This is a genomic window from Dickeya fangzhongdai, from assembly GCF_002812485.1.
Classification (GTDB): domain Bacteria; phylum Pseudomonadota; class Gammaproteobacteria; order Enterobacterales; family Enterobacteriaceae; genus Dickeya; species Dickeya fangzhongdai.
The window spans coordinates 568974-591273 of sequence record NZ_CP025003.1; the positions used below are offsets into that span (position 1 = coordinate 568974).

The 22300-nt window shown below is 51.5% G+C and carries 18 protein-coding genes; 16 read left to right on the forward strand and 2 right to left on the reverse strand.

Annotated features, from left to right (window positions below):
* Positions 1–42 precede the first annotated feature (42 nt).
* Positions 43–1197 carry an FAD-dependent urate hydroxylase HpxO gene (gene hpxO, locus CVE23_RS02700; protein ID WP_100848820.1) on the forward strand — a complete coding sequence of 385 codons (1155 nt, stop codon included), beginning with the start codon at positions 43–45 and terminating at the stop codon, positions 1195–1197.
* 42 nt (positions 1198–1239) lie between these two features.
* Here hpxO and CVE23_RS02705 read toward each other — a convergent pair whose 3' ends face one another.
* The gene (locus CVE23_RS02705; RefSeq protein ID WP_100848821.1) at positions 1240–3588 is read right to left on the reverse strand and encodes a heavy metal translocating P-type ATPase; all 2349 of its coding nucleotides are present in this window, start codon (positions 3586–3588) and stop codon (positions 1240–1242) included.
* 70 nt (positions 3589–3658) lie between these two features.
* On the opposite strand from CVE23_RS02705, the gene cadR reads away from it, so the two are divergent.
* Complete coding sequence (cadR, locus tag CVE23_RS02710) at positions 3659–4090, forward strand: Cd(II)/Pb(II)-responsive transcriptional regulator (RefSeq protein WP_038662639.1); 432 nt, start codon at positions 3659–3661, stop codon at positions 4088–4090.
* A gap of 28 nt (positions 4091–4118) precedes the next feature.
* On the opposite strand, the gene CVE23_RS02715 is transcribed toward cadR, so the two are convergent.
* Positions 4119–5141, reverse strand: coding sequence for a LacI family DNA-binding transcriptional regulator (locus tag CVE23_RS02715; protein WP_049854617.1), 1023 nt, complete (start codon positions 5139–5141; stop codon positions 4119–4121).
* A gap of 270 nt (positions 5142–5411) precedes the next feature.
* Between CVE23_RS02715 and CVE23_RS02720 the strand changes: the two genes are divergently transcribed.
* From CVE23_RS02720 to CVE23_RS22615, 14 genes are all read left to right on the forward strand, one after another.
* The gene (locus CVE23_RS02720; RefSeq protein WP_038668965.1) at positions 5412–6611 is read left to right on the forward strand and encodes an L-talarate/galactarate dehydratase; all 1200 of its coding nucleotides are present in this window, start codon (positions 5412–5414) and stop codon (positions 6609–6611) included.
* 601 nt (positions 6612–7212) lie between these two features.
* Entirely contained in the window at positions 7213–8619 is a 1407-nt protein-coding gene (locus tag CVE23_RS02725; RefSeq protein WP_082170976.1) for an undecaprenyl-phosphate glucose phosphotransferase, read from the forward strand.
* Positions 8609–9895 (forward strand): outer membrane beta-barrel protein, encoded by a 1287-nt coding sequence (locus CVE23_RS02730; RefSeq protein ID WP_038917737.1) that lies wholly within the window; start codon positions 8609–8611, stop codon positions 9893–9895. The genes CVE23_RS02725 and CVE23_RS02730 overlap by 11 nt, the downstream gene beginning before the upstream one ends.
* 1 nt (position 9896) lies before the next feature.
* The gene (locus CVE23_RS02735; RefSeq protein ID WP_049854616.1) at positions 9897–10454 is read left to right on the forward strand and encodes a polysaccharide biosynthesis/export family protein; all 558 of its coding nucleotides are present in this window, start codon (positions 9897–9899) and stop codon (positions 10452–10454) included.
* A 2-nt stretch (positions 10455–10456) separates the two neighbouring features.
* The gene (locus CVE23_RS02740) at positions 10457–12589 is read left to right on the forward strand and encodes a GumC family protein (RefSeq protein ID WP_038917739.1); all 2133 of its coding nucleotides are present in this window, start codon (positions 10457–10459) and stop codon (positions 12587–12589) included.
* 30 nt (positions 12590–12619) lie between these two features.
* Complete coding sequence (locus tag CVE23_RS02745) at positions 12620–13831, forward strand: lipopolysaccharide biosynthesis protein (RefSeq protein ID WP_100848822.1); 1212 nt, start codon at positions 12620–12622, stop codon at positions 13829–13831.
* Entirely contained in the window at positions 13828–15210 is a 1383-nt protein-coding gene (locus CVE23_RS02750) for a capsular biosynthesis protein (RefSeq protein WP_100848823.1), read from the forward strand. Before CVE23_RS02745 ends, CVE23_RS02750 begins: the two co-directional genes overlap by 4 nt.
* Entirely contained in the window at positions 15203–16192 is a 990-nt protein-coding gene (locus tag CVE23_RS02755; RefSeq protein ID WP_100848824.1) for a glycosyltransferase family 2 protein, read from the forward strand. The genes CVE23_RS02750 and CVE23_RS02755 overlap by 8 nt, the downstream gene beginning before the upstream one ends.
* A gap of 9 nt (positions 16193–16201) precedes the next feature.
* Positions 16202–17413, forward strand: a complete 1212-nt coding sequence (locus CVE23_RS02760; RefSeq protein WP_049854656.1) for a glycosyltransferase family 4 protein — start codon at positions 16202–16204, stop codon at positions 17411–17413.
* Position 17414: 1 nt separating this feature from the next.
* Entirely contained in the window at positions 17415–18527 is a 1113-nt protein-coding gene (locus tag CVE23_RS02765; RefSeq protein ID WP_049854612.1) for a glycosyltransferase family 4 protein, read from the forward strand.
* Between the two features lie 18 nt (positions 18528–18545).
* Positions 18546–18953 carry a hypothetical protein gene (locus CVE23_RS02770; RefSeq protein ID WP_038917744.1) on the forward strand — a complete coding sequence of 136 codons (408 nt, stop codon included), beginning with the start codon at positions 18546–18548 and terminating at the stop codon, positions 18951–18953.
* Between the two features lie 38 nt (positions 18954–18991).
* Complete coding sequence (locus tag CVE23_RS02775; protein WP_100848825.1) at positions 18992–20386, forward strand: DUF4832 domain-containing protein; 1395 nt, start codon at positions 18992–18994, stop codon at positions 20384–20386.
* A 26-nt stretch (positions 20387–20412) separates the two neighbouring features.
* Positions 20413–20913: a serine acetyltransferase gene (locus tag CVE23_RS02780; protein ID WP_100848826.1), complete on the forward strand. Its 501-nt coding sequence runs from the start codon at positions 20413–20415 to the stop codon at positions 20911–20913.
* Positions 20914–21511: 598 nt separating this feature from the next.
* Positions 21512–22264 (forward strand): hypothetical protein, encoded by a 753-nt coding sequence (locus CVE23_RS22615; RefSeq protein ID WP_145958395.1) that lies wholly within the window; start codon positions 21512–21514, stop codon positions 22262–22264.
* Positions 22265–22300 lie beyond the last annotated feature (36 nt).

A 22300-nucleotide genomic window follows, 5' to 3' on the forward strand; every position in this document is an offset into this window, starting at 1 on the left:
CCGTGGGCGGTGCGTTTACCGCGATCGTAAGGAGAAACGCAAATGAAAGCGCTGGTAATCGGGGCCGGGATTGGCGGGTTGTGCGCGGCGGCGGCGCTGAAAAAAGCCGGCATGGAGTGCGAGGTATTTGAAGCGGTCACCGACATCAAACCGGTGGGCGCGGCCATTTCGGTGTGGCCGAACGGCGTGAAGTGTATGCGATCGCTCGGTATGGGCGACATTCTGGACTGCGGCGGCGGCCCGATGCACGACATGGCCTATCAGGATGGACGACGGGGCGACACGCTGACCCGCTTTAGTTTGCAGCCGCTGGTCGATCAGGTGGGGGAACGCCCTTGTCCGGTGGCGCGCGCCGAATTACAGGGGCAGATGTTGGATCACTGGGGGCGCGACCGGGTTCAGTTCGGCAAGCGTGTTTGTCAGGTGGAGGAACAGGGCGGTATGGTCCGCGCGACCTTTACCGATGGCTCGGCGGCTCATGGCGACCTGCTGATTGCCGCCGACGGCGCCCATTCAGCGGTGCGCCCGTATGTGCTGGGGCATGCGCCGGCACGGCGTTACGCCGGGTACGTCAACTGGAACGGACTGGTGGCGATCGACGAAAGCATCGCGCCGGCCCGCCAGTGGACCACTTTTGTCGGCGAAGGCAAACGGGTGTCGCTGATGCCGGTGGCGAACGGGCGCTTCTATTTCTTCTTTGATGTGCCGTTGCCCGCCGGGCTGGCGGAGGATCGCCACAGCGCTTGTCAGGATCTGCGGCGCTATTTCGACGGCTGGTGCGCGCCGGTGCAACGGTTGATCGCACAGCTTGAACCCGATGCCATCAACCGGATTGAAATCCACGACATGGACCCGGTGGAACGGCTGGCGCGCGGTCGGGTGGCGTTGCTGGGCGACGCCGGGCACAGCACTACGCCGGATATCGGGCAGGGCGGTTGCGCGGCGATGGAGGATGCGGTGGTGCTAGGGCAGGCATTGGCGGCGCATCACCCGATAGAGACGGCGCTGCGGCAGTACGAACGCCAACGCCTCGATCGCGTGCGCGATCTGGTGCTGAAAGCGCGCAAACGCTGTGACCTGACCCACGGTAAGGTGTGGGAACAGACGCAGGCGTGGTATCAGGAACTGCGTCAGGAAACCGGCGATCGCATCATCGCCGGATTACGCGACACGATACAGGGCGGCCCGCTGGGATAGGGTGTATCCCATCCCGGAACGACCCGCCCCGGCGTCGCCGGGTCAGGCGTGCGCGGCGGCCGGCGCCTGACGCAGCAGCCGCAGGCCGTTGCCTACCACCAGCAGGCTGGCGCCGACATCGGCGAACACCGCCATCCACATGGTGCCCATGCCCAGCAGGGTGAGCGTCAGGAACAGCGCTTTGATGCCGAGCGCCAGCACGATGTTCTGGATCAGGATGGCGCGGGTGGCTTTAGAAATGCGCACAAATTCCGGGATCTTGCGCAAATCGTCGTTCATCAGCGCGACATCGGCGGTTTCAATCGCGCTGTCGGTGCCCATCGCCCCCATCGCGAAACCGATATCCGCGCGCGCCAGCGCCGGGGTGTCGTTGATGCCGTCGCCTACCATGCCGGTCACGCCCTGCGCCGACAGCCGTTCAATCTGCGACAGCTTGTCTTCCGGCAACAGGTTGCCGCGCGCTTCATCAATCCCCACGTCGCGGGCGATAGCCTGCGCCACGTGCTGGTTGTCGCCGGTGAGCATCAGGGTTTTTATACCGGCCTGATGCAGCGTGTTGATCGCTTCCTGACTGGAGGGTTTCACCGTGTCGGCCACCGTCATCAGCGCCAGAACCTGTCGCTCGTCGCCGAGGATGATCGCGGTGTTGCCCGCCTGCTCCAGCGCGGTCAGCCGATCGGTAATGCCGGCGGCCGCATCGCCCAGCCACTGTCTGGCCAGCCGCAGGTTGCCGAGAAAATAACGCTGTCCTTCAAGCGATCCGGTGACGCCCTGTCCGGCGACGGCGCTGAAATCAATAACATCAAGCAACGGCGTGCCGGCTTCCTGCGCGGCTCTTGCCACCGCCTGCGATACCGGGTGGTCGGAGCGGCTGGCCAGACTGGCTGCCAGTTGTCGGCAGCGGGCATCGTCAAGATCGGCGACCGCTTCAAAGCCGGTCTGCACCGGTTTGCCGTGGGTCAGGGTGCCGGTCTTGTCCAGCGCCAGCCAGGAGAGGGCGTGGCCTTTTTCCAGAAATACCCCGCCCTTGATGAGAATGCCGCGTCGCGCCGCCGCCGCCAGCCCGCTGACGATGGTCACCGGGGTGGAAATCACCAGCGCGCATGGACAGGCGATCACCAACAGCACCAACGCTTTGTAAGTCCAGTCCAGCCAACTATCGTCAGTAAACAGCGGCGGCAGCACCGCCACCAGCAGCGCGCCGAGAAATACCAGCGGGGTGTAGACGCGGGCGAACTGGTCGACAAACCGCTGCGTCGGCGCTTTGGTTCCCTGCGCCTGTTCCACCGCGTGAATAATCCGCGCCAGCGTGGTATTGGCCGCCGCCGTCGTCACCCGATATTCAAACGAGCCGCTTTCATTGATGGTGCCGGCAAATACGCTGTCGCCGACACGTTTATCCACCGGCAGGCTTTCCCCGGTAATCGGCGCCTGGTTGACGGCGGAGTGGCCGCTGGTGATTTCGCCGTCCAGCGCGATACGCTCGCCGGGCCGCACCCGCACGATGTCGCCCGGCGCGACGGTTTTGGCCTCCACCTCGCGCCAGTCGCCATCCGGCTGCTGTACGGTGGCGGTGTCCGGCGCCAGATTCATCAGCCCGGCGATAGCGTTGCGGGCTCTGTCCAGCGAGCGCGCCTCGATGTGCTCGGCAAGGGTAAACAGCACCATCACCATCGCCGCTTCCGGCCACTGTTGCAGGAACAGTGCGCCGGTTACCGCGATACTCATCAGCGCATTGATGTTCAGGTTGCCGGTGCGAAGGGCAATCCAGCCTTTGCGGTAGGTGGTCAGCCCGCTGGCCGCCACGGCGAGAATCGCCAGCACCGCGGCCCACCATTCGGGCAGCCCGGTCCATTCCACCGCTTCCGCGGCGGCGGCGGCCACCACCGCTAGCCCCAGCGGCCACCAGGACTTTTTCGGCTCCGGCGGCAGGGGCGAACGGTCGTCCCCGGTGCGTACTTCGGGTTCAAAACCTAACGTGCGGATAGCGGCCAGCACCTTATCCAGCGCGTCGTAACGGTGGGTGACGGTCATCACCCGCTGCATCAGGTTGAACTCCAGCGCGCTCACTTCCGGCAGGGTGTCGAGTTTTTTACGCAGCATCGTTTCTTCGGTCGGGCAGTCCATCTGCATGATGCGGATCGGCGTACGCTGCTGGTCGCCGATGCGCTCCGCGCCAGCCAGCGTTGCGGTCGGCTGGGCCGGTGCCGGATGGTCGCAGCAGTGATTGGAGCACGATTGCCCGCTTTGCGGGTTACCCGCGGTTTTTAGCGCGGCCTGACCCAGTCCGGCGTGAGCGTGCGGGTGTGATCGGAACAGGGCCTTGCCCGGTTTTTCCAGCGCGACAGGCTGGAACTGACGCGGAGAAGTGGGTGAATGTTTCTCTGACATGGTTGATTCCTGTTCGGGGTTTTGTTGTAGTAAAAACCCTGTAGCAACTACAGGGTCAAGGGGGAATCACATGAAAATTGGCGATCTGGCGAAAGTGGCCAACACCACACCGGAAACCATTCGTTTTTATGAGAAGAAAGGGCTATTGCCGGAACCGGAGCGAACCGAAGGGAACTACCGCTACTACCATCAGTTTCATGTCGACCGGCTGCGGTTTATCCGCAACTGCCGCTCGCTGGACATGAACCACGATGAAATTCGCGCCCTGATTGCGCTGAGCGAGCAACCGGCCGCCAGTTGCGAGGGGGTGAACGTGTTGCTGAACGAACATCTGGGGCACGTGGAGGCGCGCATTGCGGAGTTGCAGCAACTGAAAGCGCAACTGATGCACATCAGCCAGCGCTGTCAGGTCACGCAGACGGTGGACGGTTGCGGCATCCTGCACGGTTTGTCTGTGCTGGAGCCGGAGGACAGCGGCACCGGTCATACGCATTTGGGGTGAACCTAGCCGCTGCGCGCCGTTGGCCGGGCTACGCCGACTCCCGTTCGATAAGCTGAAAGCCGATGTCGACAATGGCGCCGTTGCGGTCATCACCTGCGATGCTGTCTGCCAGTAAGGTGGCCGCCCGCCGGCCCATTTCCCGTCTGTCGATACCGACCGTGGTGAGCGACGGACGGTTGCTGGCGGCAAAATCCAGATCGCCGAACCCCATCACCGCCAGATCCTGCGGAACACGCAGGCCACGGCTTTCCGCTTCCATGATCGCGCCCTGCGCCAGCGTGTCCGAACTGCAGACGACAATGTCGGGATGACTCTGCGCCAGCAACTGGCTGACCCCATGCCGGCCAAATGCCAGCGTGGCGGGCAGGGGCGCGTCGATGCAGGCTGGCTGGGGCGCGCCGTCGCGGGCCAGTGCGTCGCACAAACCGGTTTTGCGCCTCGCGGCGCGCGGGTCTGCCGTCCAGATCAGACCCGGGCGTTGATACCCTTTCCGGCGGATATACTCGCCGATCGCCAGCCCGACTTTTTCATGAGAAAACCCCACCAACATATCCAGCGGCGTTGGCGTGAGATCCCAGATTTCCACCACTGGAACCGCGGCGTTCAGCATGATTTTCCTGAGCGCCGGCGAGTGATGGATGCCGGTCAGCACCACGCCGTCAGGGCGGCGCGACAGCAGCGTCGCCACCAGTTCCTCCTCGGCCTGTTGCGTGTATCCCGCCACACAAAGCAGCATGTGATAACCGCGCTGCGCCAGCTCGTCGCTGATGGCCTGAATGGTATCGACAAACATGTTGTTATTGATTTGCGGCACCACAACGGCGATCAGTTTGCTGCGCCGGGAGGCCAGCCCGCCCGCCAGCGCGTTCGGAATATACCCGGTGGCGCGCACCGCTTCCTGCACCTTTTCGATGGTTTTGGCGCGCACCAGCGCCGGGGTGTTGAGCGCGCGGCTGACCGTCATGGAAGAGAGCCCCGCCGCCCGGGCGACGTCATCCAGCGTTGGCGCACGCGTTGCGGCGGCATGTCGGGGTGTTTTTTTGGTACTCACAGTGAGCCTGACCCTTGTGTTATTCGGTGGCGTCCGTTTCGTGGATTATTGGTGAAGCCGTGTGCTTTTTCCAGCGCGGCGCGGCGGCACGCGCCCGCACCTGATATTACGCGGCAAGGCTTGGTGTTGGCGCTATCATTTTATTGTGCAACTTGCCATAAATATCCGGATTGTGATCGTTTGTACAAAATAGATTCAATGCAGTGGTGCTTTATCGGTATCTTCGCTATTGATGTTAGCGCAAACATTTTACCTGATGAGGGCCATGCCATGTCGTTAAGCGCAAATTCAGATGCCGTTTCCTATGCCAGCGTTACCGGCGTCAAAACCGCGGCGGAAACCGGCGACCGTATTGAGTGGGTTAAATTGTCGCTGGCGTTGCTGCCGCTGGCGACGCCGGTGAGCGACGCCAAGGTGCTTACCGGGCGCCAGAAGCCCCTGACCGAAGTGGCGATTATCATCGCGGAGATTCGTTCCCGCGATGGGTTTGAAGGGGTCGGGTTCAGTTACTCCAAGCGTGCGGGCGGCCAGGGTATTTATGCGCATGCGAAAGAGATTGCCGATAATCTGCTGGGGGAAGACCCGAACGATATCGATAAAATCTACAGCAAACTGCTGTGGGCCGGCGCCTCGGTGGGGCGCAGCGGCATGGCCGTGCAGGCCATTTCTCCTATCGACATTGCGCTTTGGGACATGAAAGCCAAGCGCGCGGGGCTGCCGCTGGCGAAATTACTGGGCGCGCACCGGGATTCCGTTCAGTGCTACAACACCTCCGGCGGCTTTCTGCATACCCCGCTGGAACAGGTGCTGAAGAACGTGGCTTTCTCGCGGGAGAGCGGCATCGGCGGCATCAAGCTGAAAGTCGGACAGCCCAACACCGCGGAGGATATCCGCCGTCTGACCGCGGTCCGCGAGGCGCTGGGCGATGATTTCCCGTTAATGGTGGATGCCAACCAGCAGTGGGATCGTGAAACCGCGATCCGCATGGGGCGCAAAATGGAGGCTTTCAACCTGATCTGGATTGAAGAGCCGCTGGACGCCTACGATGTGGAAGGCCACGCGCAGCTGGCTGCGGCCCTCGACACACCGATCGCCACCGGGGAAATGCTCACCAGTTTCCGGGAACATGAGCAGTTGATTTTGGGCAACGCCAGCGATTTTGTGCAGCCGGACGCGCCGCGCGTGGGCGGTATTTCGCCGTTCCTGAAAATCATGGATCTGGCGGCGAAACACGGCCGTAAGCTGGCGCCGCATTTTGCGATGGAGGTGCATTTGCATCTGGCCGCCGCCTACCCGCTGGAACCCTGGCTGGAACATTTTGAATGGCTCAACCCGCTGTTTAACGAGCAGCTTGAACTGCGCGACGGACGCATGTGGGTGTCGGATCGTCACGGTCTGGGCTTCACCCTGAGCGAGCAGGCTCGCAAATGGACGCAACTGAGCTGTGAATTCGGCAACTATGCCGGGTAACGTCTGGCCCGGTTGTCAGTGACGTTTGAGATGCCGCCTCGCATTGCCGCTTCGCATAGCGTATAGCACATAGCGTATAGAACATAGCAACCGGGGGGCGGCAGACGAACGAAACGATGCGTATTCCTGCGGTTTTCTTCCCTGATTCGCTGGACAGGGAAGAAAACCGGCGACGGCATCATGAATATCAAGACGAATGTAGCGTTTATCCATCACCTGTATCTGAGCGGCTATACCCCAAATAATTCGAGTGGCGCGTGCAGATTACAGATATGACCAGACCCGAATCATTTTCTGCACCTCCTGGCTACCGCAGCATGATTGGTGAAATTTTATTCTTTATCGATCACGTAAAAATAATTATTAATTATAAATATTATTATATAAATAATAATACAATAAATAATTGCAGTTAAATTACTAACGTGAACATTTATATTTTATAAATTAATAATCATTGTGGAAAATACTGAGATTTTTTGTATTTTAATAAATTTTTTTTGAGATTCTTCTGATTGTTATTTTAAATTTCGTTTAGGTGATATATTATCCGTCTCGGAGAGGCGTCAATAATAAAAACTTAATGGATTATGATTAAAAAGTGTCTAGTAATCAGATAAAGATTTCCTATGGGAATGACTTTTTTGTTATTAAATTGATGGATTTCTTATCAATTAATTTAACATTAATAGTCAGCGCCAGGCTATTTTTAATGGGCGCTTTCGATGATGTCATTATGATTAGTTTGCTATTTTCCACCTCTTTTTTACTTATTGGAGAATATACCGGCTTATATCATAATGGGCTTAAGAATATGCAATTTCGCGGGCAGAGAAAACTGTGGGGTTCCGCATTGTTGTCCGTCATGTTTGTTGAGGTGGTCAGGGAATATGCCGGCACGCTGTATTCGCTAGGGCTATTACATCATCTCGATAACATATATTTTTCCGCGACGCTGTATTGGTATACTCTTTCGTTATGCGGCCTCTATCTCACGCGTTTTATTACGTTTAAATGTACGGCTAAAAAACGGATTCGGATTGCTATTGTGGGCTTAACGCCCGGTGGGTTAGCGGCGGAAAAAGCATTGCTCAAAGAGTATGCCAATATGCAGTTGGAATTGGCTTTCTACGACGATCGCAGCCCATCCCGTTGCGGCTATCTGACTAAGAGCCCGTTTAAAGGCAATGTGAGTGCGCTGGTTGAAGAAGCCAAAGCGGGCAGGGTGGATGAGATTTATATTGCACTGCCGATGATTGCGCTGAAACGCATTCGCTATTTTCTGTCGATGATGTCCGATACTACGGTTGATACCTACATCATTCCTGACCTTTATTCCTACAGCTCATATGTATCGCAGTTTCGTTCCATCAATAACATTCAGACTATCAGTATTTTCAGATCGCCGTTTGATGGTATTGGTTCTTTTATTAAGCGTGTTGAGGATTTAGTGATTGGCGGCGTGATTACGCTGATGATTTCGCCGTTGCTGCTGTTGATTGCGATTGGTATCAAGCTGACGTCGCGTGGACCGGTGTTATTCAAGCAGGATCGCTACGGTCTGAGCGGCAACAAAATCAAAGTGTGGAAATTCCGCTCGATGCACGTGATGGAAAACGCCGGCGTTGTGACGCAGGCGACTAAAAACGATCCGCGCGTTACGCGTTTTGGCGCATTTTTACGCCGTACTTCGCTGGATGAACTGCCGCAATTTTTCAATGTATTGCAAGGCACGATGTCGATTATTGGCCCGCGTCCTCATGCCGTGGTGCATAACGAGCAGTATCGGCAACTGGTCGAAAACTACATGATTCGCCATAAAGTGAAGCCTGGTATTTCAGGATTGGCGCAGGTTAATGGTTATCGTGGCGAAGTGGATACCCTCGATAAAATGGAAAAACGGGTTCACTACGATATTGCCTATATTCAGAGCTGGTCGCTTTGGCTGGATATCAAGATTATCTTTAGAACCATTTTCAAAGGTTTTATCGGTGAAAATGCGTACTAAATTGATCATCGCCGCTGGAATGATTATGCCGCATCCCTCCTGGGCTGATCTGACGCCGAAATCGCATATCGGCATTGCGGGTATTGATTTTCAAAGCCAGGTTGGTCTGGATTATGGGCATGAGAATAACGTGACCTATCAGGCTTATGATCAAGACGCGGTGAGTTCTGATTTTCAGAGCGTCAGGCCGATGATTAAAGCCATTGGCGCGCGTTATCAGGACCAATATCTGTTGATGTATTCCGGTGATTATCGTCGTTACGACCGCGATTCGGCGGATAATTACACCGATCATTTCTTTCGCTTTAATGGCGCATGGCGCTACGGGCTAAAGCATGGGTTAACGCTCAGTCTTGAAGATTCTCTCGGGCACGAGGCGCGCGGGCGTGGTATTTCCGAAGGTTTTCGACCACAACAGTTCAGCGATTTCGGTATTAATTCGCCGCTGAGCAGCGAACTGTTTAACAGCGAATTACGTTACAGCTATGGCGCTCCGAAAGGGCGCGGTAAAGCCGAAGTCGCTCTGCTGTTTAAAAAACTGCGTTTAGGCCACGTGGACGATATTAAAAATACCGATATTGATTTTTATAACTATGTTCGTGGGCAGGAATGGCACGAGAACGGTTTGATCGCCGAATTATCTGACCAATACTCACGGACAACACGCTTTCGCTACCGCTTTATTAACAATCAGCGCCGTTATGAGGTCGATTCGCAAAAAGACAATGATGAGTATTACCTGGAATACGGTATTAAATCGCAGCTTACGGGCAAAACCCGCGTGGATGCGAACGTGGCCTGGCTATATAAGACATTCGATAATAACCCAAACGCCAGGGATTTTAGCGGGGTAAACTGGGATATTCAGGCTGAGTGGAAACCGCTCGAACAATCCGTTTTTACCGTACATACGTCGCAGCATATCAAGGATCCGTCGGAAGTCGGCGGCTATATCATGGCTTCTAAATACGGCATCTCCTATCAGCATTTTTGGCTAGCCGATCGTTTCTCCACCACGTTTGACTATTCATACCTGGCCGAGGGTTACAAGAATTACCCGAAGGATCGCAAAGACAGAAATAGGGTGTTCACCTTCGCTATGAGTTATAACTTCAGGCCCTCGATTAATGTTGAATTAAAGTATCAACTGAATACGCTGCGTTCCAATCAAGATACCGATTCTTTCTTTATTGGCCCTGATGGCGATCGCCAGGTCGTCAGAATGTTGGGCCGCGATAACTCCCTGATTATGTTTACAGCTAAGGTACAGATCTAACGTGAAAATAATAAAACTGTGCATTTTTCTGTGCCTAAGCGTCTGGTTGGCGGGATGCACCTCGTCAAGCCCACAACAGTTGGAAAAAACTGACAATGAAACAACCGGTTATCAGTTAGACGAAGGCGATGCTGTCAATATTCTGGTATACGGCGAGCCGGAGATGACGATGACATTTATGTTGGATAAAAGCGGCGCGATTAACTTCCCCTACATCGGTCAACTGGTGTTGAAAGGGAAAACGCCGGGGCAGGTAGGCGAGGAACTGGCCCATCGCCTGCGCGGTGATTATCTGCAAAACCCGATGGTGACGGTCAGCATCGCCGAGTTCCGGAAATTCTATATCACCGGTGAAGTTGAGAAGCCGAACGGGTATGCCTACGAGCCGGGCTTAACCGTTGAAAAAGCGCTGGCGCTGGCCGGCGGATTTACCGATCGCGCAGACCGCAAGGATGTGAGTCTTCGCCTGTCGAATAGCAATCAACTGATTGAAAATGTTGATGTAAGACGCGCTGTTCACCCAGGCGACACCGTGGTTGTCGGTATGAGCTTTTTCTGACCATGAGTCTATCTATAGTGGAAAATGGCAGAAAATTGGAAAGCACGATCGATTTCTCCAGATTTGCCCAAAAGATCAAACAGAACGGTTGGAAGATCATCCTGGCTGGCCTGATTAGCGCGGTAGTGGCTTACCCGCTGATCAGCATGATCACGCCCAAATATGTTTCGACGGCAACGGTGCTGCTGAAAGCGCAACAGGATAACGTTTCGCCGTTGCCGCAGGTCGATGGCTATGATTCCACCCGCAGCGGCTATTACGAAACCCAGTATGCGTTGATGCAGTCACGTATTGTGCTGGAACAAGCCGTGCGGGACATCAGGCTGGACCAAAACCCCGCGTTTAACGGCGATGCCGACAAAAGCGCGGATAAACGCGCCGATGAGCAACAGCGGGTCGATAACGCGCTGAATGCGATAGTGAAAAACCTCACTATCAACGGCGTTCGCACCACACACCTCGCCACTATCTCCTACGAATCGGCATCGCCTGCGCTTTCGGCCGACATCGCTAACGGCGTGGCGCAGGCGTTTATTGACTATACGGCTAAGCAAAAGCACCTCAAGACGCTGAAAGCCAAGGCGTTGAACCAAAAACAGATGGAAGAGATATGGCAGCAAGTCGTTGAGCAACAGGCTGCAATCGACCAGTTTCTGAAGAAAGAAGGGTTGCTCACGTTCCGTGGCGTGGATGGCTTTGAGACTGAACAGTTGGGGATCGTCACCACTAAGTTGGCGGATGCTACCCAGCGTCGCATCAGGGCGGAAACGAATTACAACAGCGTGCGTTTGAACGCGGGTAAGTCGCTGGAAAACGTGATTTCTCTGCCCGATATTTCTAATCATGCCCAGATTCAGGATTTGCGCATCGCGCTGATTCAGGCCCGGCGCTCTTTATATGATTTACGTAAACGCTATGGGCTGAAACATACCAAAATCCTGGAAGCCGAAGCCCAGGTTCAGGCGATTGAGGAACAGACCCACACCGTGTTATTCGAACTGGAAGCCGGGCTGAATAAGCAGTATCAGGCGGCGTTGAAGGATGAAAAATACTATCAGCAGCTGTTGAATCAACAGAAAGCGGATTTTCAAACGCTGGCGTCTAAACGTGATGAATACAACAACCTGACCACGGCGCTGGATAAAACCAAAGAACTGTATAAGGCGCTCTATCAGCGCACGAAGGAGCAGACGCTCGCGGGTAACTATTTAGAGCCGGACGCGATACTTTATGACCCGGCGGTGCCGGCTGACCATCCGTCGAAGCCCAATAAAGCGATGCTGCTGGTGATGGTTGTCATGCTAACCCTGATTTTCTCCGTGGTTTACTTCATCGTGAGAGCCGCGCTGGATAATTCAATCAACAGCATTAGCCAGATGAAAAAGCGCCTGAATGTGGCGCCGGTGGGTGAAATTCGCACTTTTGCCAATGGAGTGAGGCGCTCGCAGGTGGTGCGTTTGATCACCGAATCGCCGCTGGATGTCGATATTGTCCACAGCATGCGAACCCACATTTTGCTATCGCATCCCTCCTGCCAAACCCTTGCCGTCAGCTCGACAGAGCATGGCGAAGGGCGATCGTTGCTGGCGCATTTGCTGGCGACATCCTTCAGCGCTGATCAAAAAACGCTGCTTATCGATCTGGATTTCTTTAACGACGGCGGGCTGACGCAAGAGTTGGCGCATCCTGCCGCGGTTGGCGTGGCGGAGCTACTGCAAGGTCAATCACCGCTGGATGCCGCGCTGGTGACAATCAATGAACATTTAAGCTTCCTGCCGCGTGGTAATGCCTCGACGTCTTCTTTACTGATGCTGTCGTCCGAGCATTTTGTGACGTTGATGACTGAACTGAAAACGCGCTATCAGCGAATTATCGTTGACGTGGCCGCGGTGAATCAAACGCAGGATATTCAATTGATTAGCCGGGTGATAGACGGGGTGGTTTTTGTGCTGAAAGCCGGCGCGTGGCGTGCGGGCGATGTGCTTAATGCCATTGAGAAAGTGAAGCACCACCGCGCGGTGCTGATTGGCGCGGTAATAAATCGGGTGGCGGATAAGAACCTCGAAACCAAAGAGGGCGTTCGCTCCCTGAATCAACACATGAATGCGCTAATCAACAGTACGGGCCACCTATAAGTTTATTGAAAAGCTGAGTTTATTGAAAAGATGAGTTTATTAAAAAGCGTTTCTACCATTGCGGGGTCGTCGGTGCTTTCACAACTGATTGGCGCGCTGTCTATCTGGCTGATTTCACATAAATACGACATGGCCGAGGTGGGAATCTACGCGCTGAGTTACAGCATCGTGTTGGTGGGAGCGCAAGTCTGTACCTTTGCATCGCAACTGCTGATTCCAAAACAGCCAGACAGTGAACTGGCGCAGAGCGTGGTGTTCAGCGTGCTGCAAAGCCTGCTTACCGCGGTGCCTTACGCGATGCTGACCGCATGGCTGTTCCAGCGAAATGTGTTCTTTCTCTACCTGCTGACACTTGCCTATGCGTGGGTGCTGATCGCGGAGAATTTATCGCTGCGCGAGGGTAACTATCGTTTTCTGGCCTTTCAGCGGCTCGCCGTCTCGGCGGTGGTGGTGCTTTCGGTGGTGTTTACTTCACATACCAGCGCATTTTATTGGTCCTGGGCCTGCGCCATGATTGTGCTTATTAGCGGCTGTATTTTACATTCGTTCAATATTCACACCGTTACGTTCAGAAATTTTAGTCCGCAGCGGAATGTGGCTTTCTTTCATCAGCATGTTCACCATCTCACCCGGGTTGGCAGCGCCGAAGTGCTGGCGATGGTCAATAGTAATTTGCCTGTGATGCTGATTAATTTTTGGTTCTCCGCGTTGACGGCGGGTTATTTCTCGGTGGTGAGCCGCTTTTGTCTGGCTCCGGTGGTGATCATCGGTAATGCGGTGCGTAACTCTATTTTTTCAACGTGGTCCGTCGATTTCAGAAATAAGCGTTTCAACTACGAGGAATTCAAAAAAGTTCGCCTGGTATTATTGATGTCTGGGGTTGTCTGCACGCTGGGGATATTTATTTTCTATCCGCTGGTGATGCACCTGTTTTTTAGCGAAGAGTGGATTAACTCCATTCCAACGTCTCGCTATATGCTACCTTATTTATTCCCTGCGCTGGCGGTGTGTCCGCTGACGGTGATTGAGCTAATATTTGGTTCTCATCGCTATTTCCTGCGTATTCAGTTAGAACAGCTGGCTGTTGTATTAGTCGCTTTTGTGATTGTGCCTTATTTTTATAATCACTATGCCACGTCCATGATTCTGTTTTCCGTGCTGACGTTTGTACGCTATGCGTTTATTTATCTCAAAGTCAATAAACGCGCCAATTTGCTGAAAAGCATGATGATAGCGTCATGATTTTGAATACCGGGCTTTACCTGCAGATTTATGTCGTCATTACGCTGGTATTCTGCGGGCTGACGCAGTATTTCACCGGCCTACTGGCGGTGCTGTGGTTGCCTTTTATTTTGGCTTTAATCATGGTGGGGTTGCTGATTATGCAGACCCGCTACGATGCGTTGCATTTGGATACGCAGGAGTTGGTGGTGCTCACGCTGTATCTCTCTTTTCTGGCGATGGCGGGAGTGTCTACTCTATTGCAGGGCGGAATAACGGTCACGATCGTTGGTTTTAAAAACGAGATTGCCTTGTCGTTGATGATGTTTTGCCTGCTGCTGGGGTTTTGTCGTGAATCACAAATTTACCGCGTGACCCGCAGTTTGTATTGGGTGTTCTACGCGCAGTTTCCTGTCGTGATTTATCAGGTGTTGTTTGTGTTGCCGCGGCGTGTGGCGCTTCGTGGCGAAGATGAAAAATGGGACTCCGTGGTCGGCACGTTTGGCGGCGACCCGATGGGCGGGGGCAATACCGCGGCGATGGGGCTGTTCTGTCTGCTGATTATGCTGCTGAAAGTCTCGGAATTTAAACATGGTTTAACGTCGTTTAAATCCATGGCGGTGCATATCGTTTTGGGGTTTGGCCTATGTATTCTGGGAGAAGTGAAATTCGTGATTCTGGTTTCGCCGTTATTGCTGGCCTGGGTTTGGTTAATGCCGAGCTACATCAAAGGCATGAATAACGTAAACCTGAAAGCGATTTTGCTGATCTTTAGCGGCATGGCGTTACTCATTACCGTCGCGATTACCATTTTGGCCTCGGGTTATTCCTCGGCGTTTGGCGGTGACCCGACGAAAAGTGCGTTAAGCGTATTTATGGATTCGCTGGGCTATATTTTTGATACCAACTACATTATGGAATCAGGTGAGCTTGGCCGTCTTACGACGATATTCTTCTGGCTAAAAAATCACGATATGTGGGGGCTTTCCGGTACGTTATTTGGCTACGGTTTAAATGCGACAAATAGCGGAAGCGCCGTTTCTCCTGGCTTTTTAAATATTATCTACAACCTGATTATCGATTCGACTTCGCTAAGTGTGCTGCTATGGGAAGTGGGCATCGTTGGATCGTTATTTTTTATCGGGTTAATTATTTATATCTTAATTATTGCGCGACCAAAGCCGATGCTGGAGCGTAATGAAGTAGACCAACAGGATCTGCAACTGCTGAGTTTTTCTCCGGCCTTTAATGTTTTTGCGGTTGGGTGCCTGCTGAGTCTGCCTTATAGCCAGATCCTGATGATTATTCCCATGCTGCAATTCCTGTTTTATTTGTCTCTGGGCTCAAGTCTGGTGATTCGCCATTCTGTCTGCCGTTATACCGGAAAATTGTATGAGTGAGAAACCTTTTATTTCAGTGAGTATTAAGACATTTAATGAGGCGGAATGCATCGAGCAAACCATCGACAGTATTCGTCGCCATATTGCGGATTATCCCCATAAAATTATTGTTGCCGATAGCTTATCGACCGATAACACTCAGCAGCTTGCCAGCGCCAAAGGGGTAACCGTGGTGTCGCTGACTGAGCCGTCTGAACGCTGCTGCGGCGTGGGGCATCAGCTTGGCTATCTGTACAGTCAGGGGGATTATCTCCTGCTGATGGACGGCGATATGGTGCTGGAAGATGGCTTTATTGAGCAGGGCATCGCATTTTTAGCGGCGCATCCAGACTACGCCGGCGTAGCTGGAACGGTAGAGATGGATGGCGCGGCGAACTATGAGTTTAAATCGCGCAAACAACGTCTTCATAAAATATATCCGCTGGGCGACTGTGGCCATTTAGGCGGCGGGGGCTTATATCGCCGTTCGGCAATTGAAAAAATAGGCTATCTCACCAACCGTAGCTTACATGGTTATGAGGAGGCGGAATTAGGCATTCGTCTGCGCTATGCCAAATATAAATTACATCGCCTTAACGTACCTTATTTCCGCCACACGTCATACACCATGCCAACATATAAAATGCTGCAATACCGTTGGACGAACGGTTTTCTCTGGGCGCCGGGCGAACTTTTACGCAGTGCATGGGGCATGCCTTATTTCCGCGAGGCGTTACACATCGTTAAAAACGAGGCGATTTTTGCGGTTTATCTGCTGGCGCTGTTGATGAGTTTGTTGACGTTTAACGCCGATATTATTGGCGTGGCGTTGCTGCCGCTACTCGCTTTTATTGCCTTAAAAACGATGAAAAACCGTTCACTGCTGAACGGACTACAAAGCGTGATGAATCTGGCTGTATTTTCTGCCGGATTGGTCAAAGGGTTAACCAGACCCATGCGCGATCCCATGACGCCGCCAGACAGCAAGGTTATTCATGAATAGGCAGGTATGATGAAAGTTTTATTAGTCAATAAATTTTTCTATATCAAGGGCGGCGCGGAAACGGTTTATTTTCAGGAAAGCGATATGCTGAAAAAGGCTGGCGTTGAGGTTATCGCTTTCTCAATGCAGCATGAAAATAACTTCCCGTCAGATTACTCTCCCTATTTTGTTGATAATGTGGATTATCATCAGCGCAGCGGCGTGATCGGAGCAGTTAAAACGGCCGTGAACTTTATTCATAACGCTGAGGCATGTAAGAAGTTGCTGGCGTTATTGCGTAAAGAAAAGCCGGATATTGTTCATTTTCATAATATCTATCATCAGCTCACGCCGTCGTTGATTAAAATTGCCCGTCAGTTTGGGTGTAAAACAGTGTTAACGGCCCATGACTACAAGATTATCTGCCCGTCGTACACCATGTTGCGCGATGGAAAAGTCTGTGACGCCTGTTTAACCGGCTCGGTATTTAACGCCTTTAAATATCGTTGCCAGCAAGGCTCCGCTTCGAAAAGCCTGCTGCTTTCGTTAGAAGGCGCCTGGCAGAATATTGCCAAAAATTATCAGGCGTTGGACGCGATCGTTTCGCCCAGCGAATTTCTACGTAGTCAATTAATTCGCAAGCTGCCGAATTCCCGTATTGACGTGATTGTGAACGGCATTAATGACAGCCTGCCGGTGGAGGATGTTGAAGACGACGGCTATTTTCTTTTTATTGGCCGCCTGAGTCGGGAAAAGGGCGTGGCTACGCTGGCCAGAGCGCATCAGCAAATGCGCAATAAAATTCCGTTAAAAATCGCAGGCAGCGGGCCGCTGTATGACGATCTGGTCGCGCAATTTCCGAATGCGGAATTCCTGGGCTATAAACAGCAGGGCGAAGAACTTAACCAGCTTATTAAATATGCGCGCGCGGTGGTGGTTCCTTCCGAATATTATGAAAACTGTTCAATGTCGGTGCTGGAATCGATGGCGTTCGCCAAACCGGTAGTGGGCGGGCGTATTGGCGGCATTCCCGAACAGATTCGCGATAATGTAGACGGCGTTTTATTCGAACCAGGCAATGTGCAGGCATTAGCCGATGTGCTGGATGACCTGGCGTTGAATCCGCAAAAAGCCAGAGAAATGGGATTGAATGCGCGTCAGCGTCTTAGTGAAAAATATTCATTACGTAAACACACAGAATCTTTATTGGCGCTTTATCAGGAATTATTAAACGATAAATAATATGACTACGAAAATTACCGTTCTGGGAACACGTGGCATTCCAAACGTGTTAGGCGGTGTGGAAACACATTGTCAAAATTTATACCCGACTATTAAACAGCAATTTGATGTGGATATTTGCGTTCTCGCACGTTCACCTTATGTTAATTATAAAGAATCACAGTATCAGGGAGTAACGACTCGCGCTTTATTAGCGCCGAAAAAACGTTCATTAGAAGCAATAGTCCATTCGGTACTGGCGGCATTTATCACCTGCTTTGATCAGTCCACGGTAGTACATGTCCACGCTATTGGCCCAGGGCTGGTGGTGCCGCTTCTGCGTCTGCTGGGTAAAAAAGTGGTTTTTACTCATCATGGCCCGGACTATGACCGCCAGAAGTGGGGGTTCCTGGCAAAGAAAGTGTTGTTGCTGGGTGAAAAGGTGGCCGTGAAATATGCCAATGAAGTGATTGTAATCTCCGAAGTTATTAATAATATGATCAAGCAGAAATATGGACGAAATGATGCTCATCTTATCTATAACGGCGTGAACTTATCTCAGCAATTAACACCGGAAGTTATCAATCAAACGTTGGCGCGTTTTTCTCTTCAGCCACAAAACTATTTGGTTGCGGTTGGCCGTTTTGTGGAAGAAAAAGGTTTGCACGATCTCATCACCGCCTATAAGCAATCAGGTATCACGATGCCATTGGTTTTGGTTGGCGATGCCGATCACCCCACTGCGTATAGTATGCGGTTAAAACAGTTAGCCCATGACACCCCTAATGTGGTCCTGACCGGATTTTTAAAAGGTCATGAACTGCAAACTGTCTTTTCACAGGCTAAACTCTTTGTGATGCCTTCATATCATGAAGGGTTACCCATTGCGCTGCTGGAGGCCATGTCGTTTTCATTGCCTGTCGTGGTTAGCAATATTCCCGCTAATCTGGAGGTGAAATTAGCGCCAGACACCTATTTTAATGTTGGAGACGTGGCGGATTTATCCGAAAAGATTACACAGCGCTCTAAATCGTTTGCTGTTGATTACTCTGAATATTTACAAAGGTATAATTGGAAAAAAATCGCGCAACAAACGATGGCGGTTTATACCTCAGTCAATAGGTCAATGAGTTAATAAATCAATAGGTAAATAGTGAACGAATCGAATCAACGTCCGTTAGTCATTGAACGCTTCTATGAAGCCCTTGATGGGAACATTGACGCAGAACTTACCCTGGAACAACGGCAGGCCGTTGAACAGGCGGTGTTGTCGATCACAGCGGCTTCAATGCACTGGGTCGACGTGCGTAAGAGTTTCCCTTTTTTTAGCCGACGCTATTATTTCGTCTTTTTATTTGGCCAGGATCACCGTAAACGTCCCCGTAAAGAATCAACGCTGTTTTGCATACTGCTGACCGCGTTGATCCTGTTTACCTGCCTGTTCTGTACGCTTGCGGCGCTATTGACGCTGTACATGATTAAGTCTGCCTTGGGTATTGATATTTTCCCACATTTCCACTTAGGGATTTGGGATTGGTGGCTCAGACTGAAGGATCACTGACCTCCGGTTTCTACTGACGTGGAAATAAGGAGTCTTAGATGAATCTTAAAATGATTGCGGTAGGAGGTTTGTTATTTTCTGTAGTGGGTGTGGCTGGAGGCACGATGACGACCGTCACTCCCAAAGGGCTAAATGGCCCGTTAACGAATCCGGGCAATGGCGTTGCCAGTTTTAACAAGGGTAATGGCGCTACGCTATCGCTGGCTGATTATCCCGACACCGGTATTGAATATGATCGCCTGTACTGGAGTGAACTGGAGCCGGTCGAAGGCCAGTATAACTTTCAACTGGTGGATGCCATTTTCGAACTGGCTAGCCAGCATCAACCGGCGATGAACGTGGGGCTGCGCTTTATGGCGCTTGATGAGCCTGCCAGCGGCTCGAAGATTCCTGACTGGTTGATCCAAAAAGGGATCAAGGGCGAGTGGACGCCGGACAAAAAAACCTTTGTGCCGGATCTGGACGATCCGTTGTTTATCGAATATAGCCAGCGTTTGCTTAACGCTTTTGGTCAGCGCTATGACGGTAATTTGAATCTGGCTTATATCGATATTGGGTTGGTGGGGTCATGGGGAGAGTGGCACAACAGTAATTTCCCGACCATTAAGCCGCTGCTTGAGCGTTACACATCAGCCCAGTTAGATAAGTACGTAAAAATGTATTTTGCCGCGTTTCCCAGCTGCCCAAAAATCATGCTGATTAACGGCGGCGACACTCTGGCAAGCGCCGTGAAACAAGGTGCGGGATGGCGCGCCGACTGCTTGGGCGACTGGCATAATTTTTCGACGACGTGGAGTCACATGCAAGATGATTATCCGCAGCGGCTGCAAAACGCGGCGGCGCTTTATCCAAACTTTAGTACGGTGTGGCAACGTGCGCCGGTGAGTCTGGAAATCTGTGGCTATATGTCGGAGTGGCAGAGCGTTCAGCATTATACGCGTGAGCAAGTGCAGGCGACCTTTGACTGGGCGTTGGCACAACACGCCAGCACCATTAATCTGAAATCGCGCAGCGTGCCGACGGAGTATCGGGACATCGTGGATAACGCGCTGACCAAACTCGGCTATCGTTTCCGCCTGGCTTCTTTAACTCATGAGTCCGAATTAGCGCAAGGGCAGAGTCTGATACTAAATAATCAGTGGGTTAATGACGGCGTAGCGCCCATTTATCTGAAATATGATTTGGCCTATCGCGTGGTGAATAATGACAACAGCGCGATGAGTATGGGAAAAACTGCGGATGACATTCGCTCTTGGTTGCCGGGGCAGCATACGTCCGTCTACCAACTGACGATGCCGGAAGCACTGCCAGCCGGGCTGTATAATATTGACGTGGCGATACTGGACACAAAGGGAGTATCGCGAATTAATCTCGCCAACGAGGGCAAACAGGCCGACGGTTGGTATCGGGTTTCCACGGTAACGGTGCACTGAGCACGGAATTAAGAATAGATATTCATATGCTGAACAATATCGGCCATGTATGGCGTGAAGTAAAAACGGCGGGCAGTATTAAAGCCAAACTGGTAATACTGCTGTTTCGCCTTGCTACCCTTTACCAGTCATCAAATGCGCTGCTGAAAATTATCAGCATTCCTTTTGTGATTCTGAATAAAGTGATTAATGAATGGCTGTTTTGTGTGGAAATCCCGCACAGAACCCAAATCGGTTTTGGGCTGAAAATATATCATCCGCACTGCATTGTGGTGAATTCCGACGTCATCATCGGGACGAACTGCACATTACGGCAGGGTGTGACCATTGGCAGCGTGATAAACCGTGAAGGTCAGGTCACTAAAAGTCCGGTGCTGGGCAATCAGGTGGAGCTTGGCGCCAATGCCATTCTGCTTGGCGACATTACATTAGGCGATAACGTAAAAGTTGGCGCCGGAACCGTGGTAACCAAAAGTCTTGCTGCGGATAAAATAGTCGTGGGGTATGGGGTCAGGGAGTTGAATTGAGAGAGTGCTTATTTTTGTGCGGGTGTAATGAGACGGAAGGTTAGCATTCTTACTATCCGATATTCTGAGTGTGATGTGTGGCAATTGCATTGCGCAATAGGTTTGTCAGGATAAGGTTTACCGGGGCGGCATGAAAAGAATGTAAGCCAGCAAGCCTTCTGAAATGCAAAAAAACGCCTTGTGATCTCTTCCCTTTGTTCAGTACCGGCAGCCGGTACTGTAACGGGCTGTTGTCGACGGCTTAACATTTGTCGCGCAGGGCGACGGCTAGGCTGTTATAGTGTGGATAGTATTATTAAAAACAAATATATCAACCAGATACCATGCTATCGTTTAGCCAAGAGTTAAGGTTGCAAAAAAAATATAAAGAGTTACGCTTAATTACAGTGTGTTCGAACTCCTCATTCAATAATTACAAGAAATATAATCATATGAAGAAATTGATTCAAAATTTCTAATTCATGAATAGGGTTTGGGGTTTCCCATTATGCAGAAGTCATAATTATTACAATGTTTGATAAGGCCATTATTCTGAATGCAAAAAGAAATTTTAAATTTAAAGTTTCTATAAATTATCAGTGAGGCGAGAATGCTAATAATGAATAAACTATTTATTTCATCTTGTATCATGATTTTTTCTACATTTATCGGATCAACATATGCAGGCGTAACTGTGGAACAGGCTATTCGAGATGGTTGCTATACTTCTGACCAAGTTCGGGATCTTATCGAAATTGGGGAGAAAAATAAGCCAATGGGTACTGTAACTCTCAATAAGGCTAAAGCCAATTTGACCTCAAGTGAAGACAGAAGCATAACACGAACAAAAGTAACTGCACCTGAAACTTGGGTATATCGTGGTTATGAGGATGCCGATAATTGGCATACTAATGAGTTATTGTACGGGGTAATATACTCCAAAGGTCAAAATGCTCGAGATAAAGCTATAAGAAGGGGCATTTCAGAGAGTGATTTTTGGAGCAAAAATGGCCCTCAACTAGAATTAAAACATCCAGGAACGGATATGTCTCCAAGTGAATCAACCTATTTTATGATGCGTCTTTTGTCAATAAAAACCAGTGACACACCTCCAAGTCAGTTTGTATCTTTTGCATTAAATTATAAACTTGCCTCAGAGTTTGGGGAGGTTGTATACGCACTTCAAGTAAACCCGGATTCTCCAATATTAGGGCTTAGAAACTGCACATTGAATGGCGAGTATCAATTTCAAATTCTCGGAGGAACACGCTTCAATACTTTATATAAAAAGCACCGAGGAAAGGAATGGCAGCGCTATAATAGGGATGCAAATACTTGGCAGTCTGTACCTAAAGGAACTGTGCCTGAATGAAAGGTGTTATATAAACCAAACCAGAAAAGCGAGGAA